The organism is Pseudomonas sp. GB2N2 (assembly GCF_054897705.1).
In genome coordinates this window covers 198,234-210,426 of sequence record NZ_CM142701.1, presented here as the reverse complement: position 1 = coordinate 210,426, position 12,193 = coordinate 198,234, and the positions used below count along the sequence as shown (strand labels likewise).

Here is a 12,193-nt window from a genome sequence, read left to right as displayed (position 1 = left end):
CGAGTCTCGAAAAAAGTCAGTCCGCAAAAGAGTCGGCGAACGCGATCAGCGCATTCGCCTGATACAGCTTATCGCAACAGTTCGATGTGCAGGCCAGAGCCTTCGACGCTGCTTGTTTCCATGCGCGCCGCTCGCACGCCCTGCGCCACCAAACCCTGGCGCCAGGCTTCGGCATTCGCGCCGGAAACGCTTACCCGCAAGGTCGTGTCGAGGTTCAACCCGCGCGACAGCAAGCGCAGCCATGTGTCGTCGGGCGCATCGGTCAATTTAGGGAAGTCGAGTTCACCGGTGCTTTTCAGCTCTCGCAACAAGGTTGCGGAAGTCGGCAGCAAATCACCCAGCGGCGCGACCGCGTCAAACTGTTCGACGTGCAGATAGGCTTTTCGGTTGCCCCGCGTGATGCTGTAAAGCGCCACCAGGGTGTTGTCCTGCGGAGCCGCCAATCGCAGCAGCAGGTACGCCTGTTGATCGTCGGCGCCATAGAGTTTGGCGTTGCCAAATACCTCATTGGCCCACAGGCTGCTTTCACCACAATCCCGGGCCTGGCACCAGAACAGCAACTGCGCACCCTGCTTCTGCAGCGCTTCGCGAGCGACGGTAAACGCTTCGGTGGAGGCATGCTCCGGTGGCAACTCATACGTCACAGAAGTGGTTTGGCCTCGGGCGCTGACCTGACCGTCGAAGCGCAACTGGCCGCTGATCTTGCGGATGGAGCCCAGCGGATAAATGCGTTCGAGCTCCGCGGCCGGGCGATAGTCGACGATCTGTGCATCGGTGATGCGCGGCACGATCGACAGGTCCTGACTGCCCGGCACGTCGGCGGCGAACGATAGAGGACTGAAACAGCACAGCGTCAGCAGACTGAGTGAACGCATGGTCAGGCTCATCGGATCATCATGGCCTGAACACCCACGATAGAGACCGGGTGGCCATTCGGGGTCGCAGCGGTATAGAGCTCGATCATGGTTGTCTCCCTTTTTCAACCCGCCCAGCCTCGACAGTTGCCCGGCGCAAGTCAAGGAACGGCGAAGAACCGATTGAAACAGTCTGCGACAAGATCGGCACCGGGTTCGTCATTCAGGTGCAAATGATGACCGCCAGGCAGCTGTTCACGGCTAAAGGGTAGACGCTCCAGCAACTCGGGGTGTTTGGCGAGCATGCCATCGGCCGCGACGACCAGTAGCGCGGGGCAACTGACACGCTGGACGAAGGCCATGGCCTGTTCGGTTGTAAGACGCAGCGGCGATGGCAGCGTCAGGCGGTTGTCGGTACGCCAGGTGTAACCGCCCGGCACCGGCATCAAGCCACGCTGGGCCAACAATTCAGCGGCCTCGCGACTGACCGCCACCAGGCCTTTCATCCGTGCTTCGATGGCACGATCGAGGGTGTTGTAGACCGGTTTGCGTTTCTCCCGCAGATTCAGCTGCGCTTGCAGGGCCATGCCCATGCGCTCGGCGGCATTCTCGCCTTTGCCGGTAGGAGGAATGATGCCGTCGATCAAGGCCAGATGAGTGACTCGCTCCGGCATTGAGCCGGCGATTATCAGCGAGGCGATCGCGCCCATGGAGTGCCCCATCAGCGCAAAACGTTTCAGGCCCAACTGCTCGGCGACTTGCAGTACGTCATGGGCGTAGTCCCACATCGCGTAGACGGCGCCCGGCGGCCGATGCCCGGAATGACCGTGGCCGGCCATGTCCAGCGCAATGATGCGCAGACCCTTGAGCTTCGGCGCCAACCGGGCAAAGCTGTTGGCGTTGTCCAGCCAGCCGTGCAAGGCAATCACCGGCAAACCGTCTTCGGGACCAAACAGGTGCGCGGCCAGCTCGATATGCGGCAGGCTCAGGCGGACTTCCTCGACGGCATGGCTCATGCACAATCCTGCTGGTGGCGAGCGTCCCAGCGGCTGAAGAGGTTTTTCAACAGCGTGGCCGTGTCCTGGGGACGTTCCAGGGGAAACATGTGCCCCCCGGGCATGCTCAGGGACTCGCCTAATGGCATACGCCCGACAGAACTGGTGTGATGCCGCATCACCACGCGACTCTTGCGTCCGCGCACCACCGCCAGTGGCACTTTCAACTGCCGCGCCCGGCCCGGACTGGTGTGGGGTACGCCACGGTAGATGCTGATTTCCGTAGCGGGATCGAAACTCAGGCGCAAGGTGTCGCCGACCTGATGCAAGCCGTGTTGCAGGTAAGCGTCAAAACATTCCGGATCAAAGCTGCGAAACAAGGTTTTACCGGCGAAATAGCGGCGGGCGCTTTCGATATCGGCGAATTCTTCCCGACGCCCCAGCGTACGGCCGGCCGGCGTCAGGCGGTCGATAAAACCGAAGCGCTTGGCGGCGCGAATCAGCCATTGATCGGCGCGGGTCAGCACCGGCGAATCGAGCATCACCACGCCGCGATACAACTCGGGGCAACGCAATGCGGCATGCAGGTGCAGCACACCTCCGAACGAATGACCAACGCCCCACACCGGTTCCGCCTGCTGCTTGAGGTGATGAATCAACTCGTCCACCAGGTTGTTCCAGTTGTCGTCCGCCGGAAAACGCGGGTCATGGGCGTGCTGCTGCAAATGGGCGACCTGATACTCAGGGGCCAACGCCGCGAACAACTTGCCGTAGGTCCCCGAGGGAAATCCATTGGCGTGGGCGAAAAATATCTGCTGCGACATACCGGCAAATCCATAAGCGAGATCAGGCGTTGATTGTCCGTAAGACCGCGTCCCGCAGCAATGACCGTAACTGCCATGAATGATGGCAGTCCGGTCAGCGTCAACGGGTGGGCGGATTTTCTCCGAGCGGCACCACCGCCATGGTCAGCCGCGACACGCAACTGGCCTTGCCTTCGTCGCTGGTCAGCCGGATATCCCAGACATGCGTGGTGCGTCCTATGTGAATCGCCTTGGCCACCGCCGTCACCCGACCACTGCGCAAGCCACGCAAATGGTTGGCGTTGATCTCAAGCCCCACGCAGTAAAATTTGCTGGCATCAATACACAAATAGCTGGCCATGGAGCCGACGCTTTCCGCCAGCACCACCGAGGCACCGCCGTGCAGCAAACCATACGGCTGGTGCGTGCGGTGGTCGATGACCATGCTCGCGGTCAACGATTCTTCATCGAAGGTTTCGAAGCGGATATCCAGCACCGCGCCAATGGTGTTTTTCTGGATGGCGTTCAATTGCTTGATGTTGGGAGTGGTGCGCCACAGACTCATTGCAGACATCCTTTATTGGTTTTGACTCAATCCTGCCACAGCACCGCTTCACTGCGCTCGCTCCATTCTTCGAACCGGGCACCGTAAGCCGCTTCGATGACGTTGCGCTTGATCTTCAGGGTCGGCGTCAGGAAACCGTTTTCCACGGCCCAGCTGTCCTTGACCACCACCAGCCGGCGCAGGCGCTCATGTTTATCAAGCGCGCCGTTGACCTCTTCGAGGAGTTTTTCCAGGCTCGAATGCAGACCGGCGCGCGCAGCTCCGCCGGCGTCCTGCTGACCGACCGCCGAGAGCACGCACAACCCCAGCGGCGCGCTCAGACCATCGCCGACCACGCACACCTGTTCGATCCGCGAATGCACCGCCAAGCGATTTTCGATCGGCGCCGGGGCCACGTATTTGCCTTTGCTGGTCTTGAAGATTTCCTTCAGCCGTCCAGTCAGGCGCAGATTGCCTTGGGCGTCTTGCTCGCCTTTGTCACCCGTGCGCAGGAAGCCGTCCTCGGTAATCGTGTCGGCGGTTTTCTCGGGCTCCTTGAAATAGCCGAGCATGGTTGCGCCACTGCGCACCATCACCTCGCCCGACTCGGCAATCCGCACTTCCACTTCCGGGCACGGCCTGCCGATCCAGCCGGGCTTGTTATCGCCGGGCCGACCGATGTGGGAATAACCGCAGCTTTCGGTCATGCCATACACCTCGAGCACGTCCAGTCCGAGCTTTTGATACCAGCGCAGCAACGTCTGCGGCACCGGTGCGGCACCGGATAGCGCGACGCGCAAGGCGTCCAGTCCAAGACCGGCGAGCACTTTGTGCCCTACCCGCTTGCCGATGAAGGGCAAGCCGAGCAGAAATTCCAGGCGTTTTGCCGGAATCTTGCTGTAGACGCCCATCTGGAACTTGGTCCAGATGCGCGGCACGCCGAACATCGCCGTCGGCCGCGCACGCTGCAAATCCGTGAGGAAGGTATCGAGGCTCTCGGCAAAAAACACGGTTTGCCCGGTGTAGATCGACGCCAGCTCAACGAACATTCGCTCGGCGACGTGGCACAGCGGCAAGTACGACAGCAGCCGGTCCGATTCATTGAGCCCGAACAACTGCGTGCCCCGTGTCGTGGCAAATCCCAGATTGGCAAAGCTGTGCATCACGCCTTTGGGCATGCCGGTGGTGCCGGAGGTGTAAATGATGGTCGCCAATTGATCGGCAGCGGGTTTCGGGTTGTCCTGAATCGGCGAGCTCGCTTGCAGGTCGGCCCAGCTGAAATTGAAGCTGCCTGACGGATGCAGCGGCAAGCTGATGGTCGGCAGATCGGGATCGAGCCCGCGGGACATGCCGTGCCAGTCATCGAGCTTGCCGATGAACGCCAGCGCCGCTTCGGAGTGTTCGAGCACTTGCGCGACGGACTCGGCGGTGAGGTTGGGGTACAAGGGTACTGAAACGTGGCCGGCCATCCATATCGCCAGGTCGGCGATGATCCAGTGTGCGCAGTTTTTCGAGATCAGGGCGATGTGGCTGCCTTGTGGTAATTCCCGGGCGCGGAGCCAATGAGCCGCGCAGCGTGCCTGATGGCCAACGTCTTCCCAGGTCAGAGTTTCGACCTGGCCGCCACCGATGGGCTGCACCAGAAAACGCTGGCGCGGGTGACGGGCTTCACGCTCGTAGAAGACGTCCAGCGGCAAACGAAAAGCGGCAGGCATGCGACTCGCTCCTTTGTTTTTGGTCTGGAGCAAGCGTAGTCAACCAAGCGATTGCTTGGTTGACTATTTCATTGCAAAAAATCAGCAAACGCCGCCACCCACTGGGTTCCGTGGCGCTACGGGTGCTTGATGCCGTTGAGTTTCATCGCCCCCGCCAGCGGCAGATCGCCTTCCAGCTCGGCAAGGCCGGCGGTTTTCACCGCTTCTGGCTCTTGCACGTGTCCGTGTTGAAGGTAGCCCAGCAGATTACCTACCAACGGGTTGTGGCTGACCAGCAACGCGTAATCCACCGACACCAATTGCTCCGCCACCGCTTGCGGGCGGTTGTCGGGCGTGAGCCACTCGACGGTGCGGATGTCAGGCTGAAAACCCAGCGCTTCACGCACCAGTTCGGCCGTCTGCTGAGCCCGCAGGTACGGACTGGCGTAGATCGCGGTAATCGGCTGGCCGATCAGCTCGGCCGCGCTGCGCAGCGCTTCTTCCCGACCATGGACGGTCAGTGCCCGTTCGGAGTCTGGACGCGAACCGTAGGGCTCGGCCTCACCGTGGCGCAATACCCAGAGTTTCATAGCTTGGGTTCCTCATCTCGGGCCGGATGCGGAGCAGGTGCGACCACGTGTGGCGCTTCACCTTCCGGCGTACGCGGCGTCGGCCAGTCGGCGAACGGCCAGGGTTTCTGGTCACTGTGAAACGTGCCGAAACGACCGATTTGAGCCAGGAACTGACTCAGGCTATCGCCGACATTCATCAGGCTGGCGCTCGGTGCGCCATAGAACAAACGATAGACCAGTTGCACCAGCACCACGGCGCCGAGAATGAACTGCGCCACTTGCCAGACCAGCAAGAACACAATCATCCACAACACCCGCAGCAGGATGGATTCGTACGTGGCTTCTGTTTTCGGATCGTTCATGTGCAATTGCCTGCCTTGATTGAAAGCGTGATCAGTTGAAACCGCTGGTGGAAATAAAATCGACGTCGGTCTTCGGTTCGCCGCGCATCAACAACTCGATGACCTGATTCAGCGTGCGCCCTTCGAACAGAATCGCGTGCAGCCCGGCGACCAGCGGCATGTAAACGCCAACTTCCTGAGCCTTGGCCTTGAGCACTTTCAGGGTGTTCACGCCCTCAGCGACTTCGCCCAGGCGTGTCACCGCGTCTTCCAGGCTCAAGCCCTGACCGAGGGCGAACCCGACCTGGTAGTTACGGCTTTTCGGCGACGAGCAGGTCACGATCAAATCACCCACGCCCGCGAGTCCGAGGAAGGTCATCGGGTTGGCGCCTTGGTTAACCGCGAAGCGGGTCATTTCCGCAAGTGCCCGGGTGATCAGCATGCTCTTGGTGTTCTCGCCCATGCCCAACGCCACCGCCATGCCGGCGATGATCGCGTAGACGTTTTTCAACGCCCCGCCCAACTCCACGCCGAAGCGGTCGGCGCTGGCGTACACGCGAAAAGTGCGACCGTGCAGCGCTTCCTGGACCCGTTGGCAGAGTTCATCGTCTTCGCTGGCGACCACGGTGGCGGTCAGTGCGTGCTCGGCGATTTCACGGGCCAGGTTCGGCCCGGACAACACGCCGATGCGCGCTTGCGGGGCGATCTCTTCGAGGATTTCGCTCATCAGTTTAAAGGTGTGAGCTTCGATGCCTTTGGTCAGGCTGACCAGCAGTTTGCCGCTCAACCGTTCGGCGTGCGGGACCAGCACCGAACGCAGCGCGCTGGACGGCAGCGCTACGAAGCACAGGTCGCAAGCCTCCAGTGTGGCTTGAAGGTCGGTAACCGCTTCCACTCCCGGAAGAATCTTGATGCCTTTGAGGTAACGCGGGTTTTCGCGATTGACCCGAATGGCTTCGGCCTGTTCAGGGTCACGCATCCACTGCCGGACCTGATGCCCGTTCTCGGCCAGCAGATTAGCGACGGCGGTACCAAAACTTCCGCCTCCCAGTACTGCAATCGGGCGCTGTTCAGTCATATGCAATCCGTTAATCCATACCAGTGGCGATGTCGGCATTATACGGAGCGGCCCAGTGGCGGCCAGTCCCCGCATCAATTACCGGCACTTGTACGAAGAAGACCAATAAATCCGAGGAAAATGCGGCCATCGTGACTGGAAAAGTCGACCGGCTCGGTTAACATGCGCGCCAGTTATTCGCTATCAAGGATGTGTTGTGTCGTTTGGCTCCGCTTCACCCCGCGCGCCGCTGGTCCTGGCGCTGATGCTCAGCCAGCCTTTACTGGCCGACGACTTGTTTCTCGACAGCGAGCCGCTGCCGCCAGTGCTGACGGCTACGCGCCTGAAACAGTCGCCGGCCGCCGTGCCGGGAAGCATGACGGTGATCGACAGCGAATTGATCGACGCCAGCGGCGCCCGCGACATCAGTGAGTTGCTGCGGCTGGTGCCGGGGATGATGGTCGGCAACATCAGCGGCAATCAGGCAGCGGTGAATTACCACGGCACCAACGCCAGCGAAGCGCGGCGCCTGCAGGTATTGATCGACGGCCGCTCGGTGTACCGCGCGGGCCTGGCCACGGTGGACTGGAGCGATATTCCGGTGGCGATGGAAGACATTGAGCGTATCGAAGTCTTTCGCGGCCCGAACACCGTCAGTTACGGCGCCAATGCGCTGATGGCGGTGGTCAACATCATTACGCGCAACCCGTCGGACAGCCACGGCACGCGGATGAAAGTCACCCGGGGCCAGCGCGGGATCGACGACTTTTACGCCAGTGAGGGCGTGGGCTGGGACGGCGGCGACTTGCGCCTTTCGCTATCCGGCCAGCAAGACGACGGCTTTGACTCGGATCGCAGGGGCGCCGACTACCGTGACAGTCGCCGCTTGAATCGCTTCAACCTCGCCGTCAGCCAGACGCTCGCTGAAAACCAGAGCATCGACTGGCAATTGAATGCCAAGGACGGGACCAACCAGCGACCGTATACCTACCGCCCGGTGTTCTCGGGGATTACTGCCGCCGGGAACAATTCCGATGTGGTGGCCAAGGACTACGCCGGTTCCCTGCGCTGGAATTTCGACCTCAATCCCGATCACAGCCTGTACGTTCAAGGCTCGGCCCAGCATTGGGATCGGCAGCAGACCTGGCGTGCCTGCGACGCCGAAGTCTCGTTCAGCCCCGAACTGACCCGACTCTGGCAGCTTGACCCGAACTACACCGAACGCCTGGCGCGCAATATCGAGCGTTACCTTGGCCCTGGCGCACCCGCCGGCACAGCAGCGGAACAAATGCTGGCCAATCAAGTGCTGGGGCAGTGGCGCACGGGCGCACGGCAAACCCTGTGCGGCGACATCGACCAGAGCACCCGGGAATCGCGCTACGACCTCGAACTGCAGGACACCCTCAGTCTGTCCGACAGTCTGCGACTGGTCAGCGGCATGAACTATCGTTACGACCGGGCCGATTCCGAGACCTATTTCAACGGGACACTCGATGACACGACGTGGCGGGCCTTCGGCCAACTCGAGTGGCGGGCGAGCGAACACTGGTTGTTACAGGGTGGTGCGATGTTCGAAGACACGCAATTGACCGGCAGTTCACTAACCCCGCGCGTGGCCGTCAACTACCTGATCACGCCGCGTCACGGTTTGCGTGCGGTGTATTCGGAGGCCATCCGCTCCCCGGACATGTTCGAGAACAACGTCAACTGGAGCTACCGGGTGACCAACCTGCAACCTGCTGCCTATGGCCAGAACAGTGCGCGCTATTTCGTCAGGACCCGCGGCCCCGGCAATCTCGAGCAGGAACACATGCGTTCCAGGGAATTGGGCTACAACGGCTACTTCGCCGAGCGGGGACTGGCGGTGGACGTCAAGCTGTTCCACGACGAAATCACCGGCATGATCAGCGAGCCGTTGCGCAACAATCAGTACATCGCCAGCAACGCCAACAGCTCGCGCTTCACCGGCGCTGAAACCCAGCTCGACTGGCGGCTGAGCCCTGCCGATCGGTTGCGCCTGACGTATGCCTACGTCGATGCCCGGGCGAGCAATCCACTGGACGCCCGCCAGACCGCACGCAACAGTGGCTCTGTCGGTTGGCTGCGCAACTGGGGGCACGGCTGGAACAGCGCCCTCTTCTATTATGGTGACGACGCGCTCAACGGCTATCGCTTCGAACGGGTCGATACGCGCGTTGCCAAACGCATCGGTCTGGGCAAGGCCAGCCTCGAACTGGCCGGCGTGCTCCAGCAGCGCCTCGACAATCAGCCCACCACGTTTGTCGACAACATTTACGATCAGCGGCACGTTATGTACTTCAGCGCCGAGTTAGCGTTCTAGATGTTGCCGTGTCGGTCGCGCAAGACGCCAACCCTTGGCCGCGTGCTGGCCGGGGTGTGCCTGGTGTTTGCCGGTTGGCTGGGAAGCCTGGCGGCCAGCGCCGAGAACATTCTGCTGGTCGGTGCCGAGGACAGCTCCGGCATGCAGGCTTTCGCGGCAGCCCTCGGCCAATCACGCCCTGACGACACGGTGCGCTTCGAGCCTTTGACCCATCTACCGGCGCCAGGCAAGTTGCCCGCCCGAACCCGACTGATCCTGCTGGACCTGCCGAGCCTCGACTGGCGCCTGCAAGAGGCCCAAGGGCCGGCGACGCTGGTGTTGCGCATCAGCCGCCTGCAAGCCCGTCAACGCCTGGGAACCAGTGTGCCTGCACAGTTGAGCCTGCTCTGGAGCGACCCGCCGCCGGATCGGCAGTTACGCCTGACTCGAATCCTGCTGCCGCAAGCCCGGCGCATCGGCGTGCTGTACGACAACCATAGTGAATTCCTGTTGAGCGAACTGCGCCACGCCGCCCAACCGCTGGGCCTGGAGATCGTCACCCAGCGCTGGGACAACACCGATGACAGTCGACCCTTGCAGGCGCTGCTGAAAAACAGCGACGTGCTGCTGGGCCTCGACGACCCCGACCTGTACAACCCCAAAACCGCGAAGAACCTGCTGCTCAGCAGCTACGCACGGCAAACCGCGCTGATTGGCCCGAACGCAGGGTTCGTCAAGGCCGGGAGCCTGAGCAGCAGCTACAGCGATCAAAGCGACTGGCTGGCGATTCTTGACGAGTTGCTCGACCAGCCACCGGCCACCTGGCCACGCACGCATTACGCCAATCGCTTCAAAGTCTTGAGCAACCCGCAAGTGGCTCGTTCATTAGGTATTGAACAGATCAATGAAGCGCTGGTCGCAACACAGTTGGCCGAAGGAGAAAGCCGCCCGTGACTTTTCATCGTCGTTGGGACATCAGTACCCGCACCCAGATCATCAGCCTCGGCCCCGCCCTGTTGCTGACGTTGCTGCTGATCAGTTTCTTCACCTTCGTGCGGATCCAGGACCTGCGTCAGGAGCTCAACCACACCGGTCAACTGATCGCCAATCAACTGGCCCCGGCCACCGAATATGGGGTGATTTCCGGCAACAACGAAGTGCTCGAAAGCTTGCTGAAGGCTACCCTGGCCACGCCCAATGTGCGTTTTCTAGAAGTCCAGGACAGCGCCAACCGAATCCTGGTTTACGTGGAGCAGCCCTCGGAAACCCACACCCGCTCGCAACAGGTCGAGGTGTTCCAGGCGCCGGTGCGCTTGCAACGGATCGCGCTGCACAATGAGTTCTTCCAGGGCAGCGATCTCGCCACCAACGCCCCCGCCGAGGATTACCTGGGCCGGGTGATCGTCGGTCTGTCGAACGACGCCTTCAGCCAGCGCCAACAGGAAATCCTGTTCAAGGCCGGCATCCTTGCGTTGTTCGCCCTGCTGTTTACCTTCCTGATCGCCCGGCGCCTGGCCAGCAGCCTGTCGCAGCCGATCCGCGACATTGGTAACGCGGTCAAGGCGATCCAGAGCGGCGACTACAAGACGCCGCTGCCCATTGTCGACGACACCGAACTCGGTGCGCTGTCGCAACACATCAACAACCTCGCCAGCGGTCTCGAACAGGCCAGCCGTGAACAGCATCAGGCCATGGCCCAGTTGATCCAGACGCGTGAAGAAGCGGAAAAGGCCAACAACGCCAAATCCGATTTCCTGGCAATGATGAGCCACGAACTGCGCACGCCGATGAATGGGGTGCTCGGCATGTTGCAACTGCTGGAAACCACCGACATGACCGAAGAACAGGTCGAGTACGCGGCGCTGGCCTCGGAGTCCACTGAGCACTTGCTCAAAGTCATCAACGACATTCTCGACTTCTCGCGCATCGAGCGCTCGGAACTGGAACTCGAACACATTCCGTTCAACCTTGCGGACCTGATCAGCAGTTGCGCCCAGTCGTTCCAGCACAGCGCGGTGCAACGCGGGCTCGAGCTGTCCCTGGTGATTCCCGAGGACATGCGCGCCTTGCAGGTTCAGGGCGACCCGACGCGCATCCGGCAAATTCTGGTGAACCTGGTGGGCAATGCGCTGAAGTTCACCGAGCAGGGGCGCGTCTGCATCGAACCGCAGTGGCAGTCGCTGGATCACGAACTGCTGTGGTTCACCTGCACCGTGCGTGACAGCGGGATTGGCATCTCGTCCGAAAGCCTGGAGTTGATGTTCAACGCATTTCAGCAGGCCGACAGTTCTATCTCACGGCGTTACGGCGGCACGGGGCTGGGCCTGCCGATTGCCCGCACACTGGCGGAGCGCATGGGCGGCACTTTGCGCGCCCAGAGCGAGGAAGGTCGTGGCTCGGTGTTCACCCTGGAAATCCCGCTGGCGCTCTCTGAACAGGCACTGCCAGTATTGCCGCCGCGCACGCACACCGGCAGTGGAAACGGCGAAGGCCGCAATGTGCTGCTGGTCGAGGACAACCCGGTCAACCAGACGGTCATCGAAGCGATGTTGCGTAGCCTGGGCTTTACTGTGAGCGTCGCCACGGACGGCGCCCAGGCGGTACGCAGTGCCGAGAGCCTGATTTTCGAAGCGATTCTGATGGACTGCCGACTGCCGATCATCGACGGCTACGAGGCCACCCGCCAGATTCGCCAACTGCCCGGCTGCACTGATCTGCCGATCATTGCATTGACCGCCAACGCCTTGCAGGGCGACCGTGAAACCTGCTTATCCGCAGGAATGAACGATTACCTGGCGAAGCCGTTCAAACGCACGGATTTGCAGCAAATTCTGCAGCGATGGGTGCAGTAGTGCAGGCCTTTCGACCATCTGCGACTGGCGTGAAAGGCGAAAGTGCGGCAGTCTTAGGCACCCGAACAGCCTCGAAAAGGGGCTTGAATAAAAATTTCAGTGCACAAGTGTACATTCATGTCCTTGGTGCTGTGACTTTCACCACAACGCAATAGTCTATG

At 61.3% G+C, this 12,193-nt stretch carries 11 protein-coding genes; 3 read left to right on the top strand and 8 right to left on the bottom strand.

What is annotated here, in order from left to right; genetic code table 11:
- Positions 1 to 68: 68 nt before the first annotated feature.
- The 8 genes from ACYZT4_RS01010 to ACYZT4_RS00975 all read right to left on the bottom strand — a co-directional run bounded on the left by ACYZT4_RS01010 (position 69) and on the right by ACYZT4_RS00975 (position 6,881).
- Positions 69 to 875 carry a DUF4892 domain-containing protein gene (locus tag ACYZT4_RS01010; RefSeq protein ID WP_461984556.1) on the bottom strand — a complete coding sequence of 269 codons (807 nt, stop codon included), beginning with the start codon at positions 873 to 875 and terminating at the stop codon, positions 69 to 71.
- 140 nt (positions 876 to 1,015) lie between these two features.
- Complete coding sequence (locus ACYZT4_RS01005) at positions 1,016 to 1,870, bottom strand: alpha/beta hydrolase (protein WP_461984554.1); 855 nt, start codon at positions 1,868 to 1,870, stop codon at positions 1,016 to 1,018.
- Complete coding sequence (locus ACYZT4_RS01000; RefSeq protein ID WP_461984552.1) at positions 1,867 to 2,673, bottom strand: alpha/beta fold hydrolase; 807 nt, start codon at positions 2,671 to 2,673, stop codon at positions 1,867 to 1,869. The genes ACYZT4_RS01005 and ACYZT4_RS01000 overlap by 4 nt, the downstream gene beginning before the upstream one ends.
- Positions 2,674 to 2,773: 100 nt before the next feature.
- Positions 2,774 to 3,217 (bottom strand): hotdog fold thioesterase, encoded by a 444-nt coding sequence (locus tag ACYZT4_RS00995; RefSeq protein ID WP_461984550.1) that lies wholly within the window; start codon positions 3,215 to 3,217, stop codon positions 2,774 to 2,776.
- Between the two features lie 26 nt (positions 3,218 to 3,243).
- Positions 3,244 to 4,911, bottom strand: a complete 1,668-nt coding sequence (locus ACYZT4_RS00990) for an AMP-binding protein (RefSeq protein WP_461984548.1) — start codon at positions 4,909 to 4,911, stop codon at positions 3,244 to 3,246.
- A gap of 116 nt (positions 4,912 to 5,027) precedes the next feature.
- On the bottom strand, positions 5,028 to 5,480 hold the full coding sequence (gene sixA, locus ACYZT4_RS00985) for a phosphohistidine phosphatase SixA (RefSeq protein ID WP_461984546.1): 453 nt from the start codon (positions 5,478 to 5,480) through the stop codon (positions 5,028 to 5,030).
- Positions 5,477 to 5,824: a DUF4389 domain-containing protein gene (locus tag ACYZT4_RS00980; protein WP_461984543.1), complete on the bottom strand. Its 348-nt coding sequence runs from the start codon at positions 5,822 to 5,824 to the stop codon at positions 5,477 to 5,479. The genes sixA and ACYZT4_RS00980 overlap by 4 nt, the downstream gene beginning before the upstream one ends.
- Before the next feature lie 31 nt (positions 5,825 to 5,855).
- Entirely contained in the window at positions 5,856 to 6,881 is a 1,026-nt protein-coding gene (locus ACYZT4_RS00975; RefSeq protein ID WP_461984541.1) for an NAD(P)H-dependent glycerol-3-phosphate dehydrogenase, read from the bottom strand.
- Positions 6,882 to 7,077: 196 nt separating this feature from the next.
- On the opposite strand from ACYZT4_RS00975, the gene ACYZT4_RS00970 reads away from it, so the two are divergent.
- Genes ACYZT4_RS00970 through ACYZT4_RS00960 form a run of 3 tightly spaced genes read left to right on the top strand, consistent with a single transcriptional unit; the run spans position 7,078 to position 12,032 of the window.
- Positions 7,078 to 9,201 carry a TonB-dependent receptor plug domain-containing protein gene (locus ACYZT4_RS00970; RefSeq protein ID WP_461984539.1) on the top strand — a complete coding sequence of 708 codons (2,124 nt, stop codon included), beginning with the start codon at positions 7,078 to 7,080 and terminating at the stop codon, positions 9,199 to 9,201.
- Entirely contained in the window at positions 9,202 to 10,134 is a 933-nt protein-coding gene (locus ACYZT4_RS00965) for an ABC transporter substrate-binding protein (protein WP_461984537.1), read from the top strand.
- On the top strand, positions 10,131 to 12,032 hold the full coding sequence (locus ACYZT4_RS00960) for an ATP-binding protein (RefSeq protein ID WP_461984535.1): 1,902 nt from the start codon (positions 10,131 to 10,133) through the stop codon (positions 12,030 to 12,032). Before ACYZT4_RS00965 ends, ACYZT4_RS00960 begins: the two co-directional genes overlap by 4 nt.
- The last annotated feature ends 161 nt before the right edge of the window (positions 12,033 to 12,193 follow it).

Excerpts from the sequence above, each read along its gene's own strand:
- ACYZT4_RS00990 (WP_461984548.1), bottom strand. The coding sequence starts at position 4,911 with ATGCCTGCCGCTTTTCGTTTGCCGCTGGACGTCTTCTACGAGCGTGAA.
- ACYZT4_RS01005 (WP_461984554.1), bottom strand. The coding sequence starts at position 1,870 with ATGAGCCATGCCGTCGAGGAAGTCCGCCTGAGCCTGCCGCATATCGAG.
- ACYZT4_RS01010 (WP_461984556.1), bottom strand. The coding sequence starts at position 875 with ATGCGTTCACTCAGTCTGCTGACGCTGTGCTGTTTCAGTCCTCTATCG.
- ACYZT4_RS00980 (WP_461984543.1), bottom strand. The coding sequence starts at position 5,824 with ATGAACGATCCGAAAACAGAAGCCACGTACGAATCCATCCTGCTGCGG.
- ACYZT4_RS00975 (WP_461984541.1), bottom strand. The coding sequence starts at position 6,881 with ATGACTGAACAGCGCCCGATTGCAGTACTGGGAGGCGGAAGTTTTGGT.
- sixA (WP_461984546.1), bottom strand. The coding sequence starts at position 5,480 with ATGAAACTCTGGGTATTGCGCCACGGTGAGGCCGAGCCCTACGGTTCG.
- ACYZT4_RS00995 (WP_461984550.1), bottom strand. The coding sequence starts at position 3,217 with ATGAGTCTGTGGCGCACCACTCCCAACATCAAGCAATTGAACGCCATC.
- ACYZT4_RS00965 (WP_461984537.1), top strand. The coding sequence starts at position 9,202 with ATGTTGCCGTGTCGGTCGCGCAAGACGCCAACCCTTGGCCGCGTGCTG.
- ACYZT4_RS01000 (WP_461984552.1), bottom strand. The coding sequence starts at position 2,673 with ATGTCGCAGCAGATATTTTTCGCCCACGCCAATGGATTTCCCTCGGGG.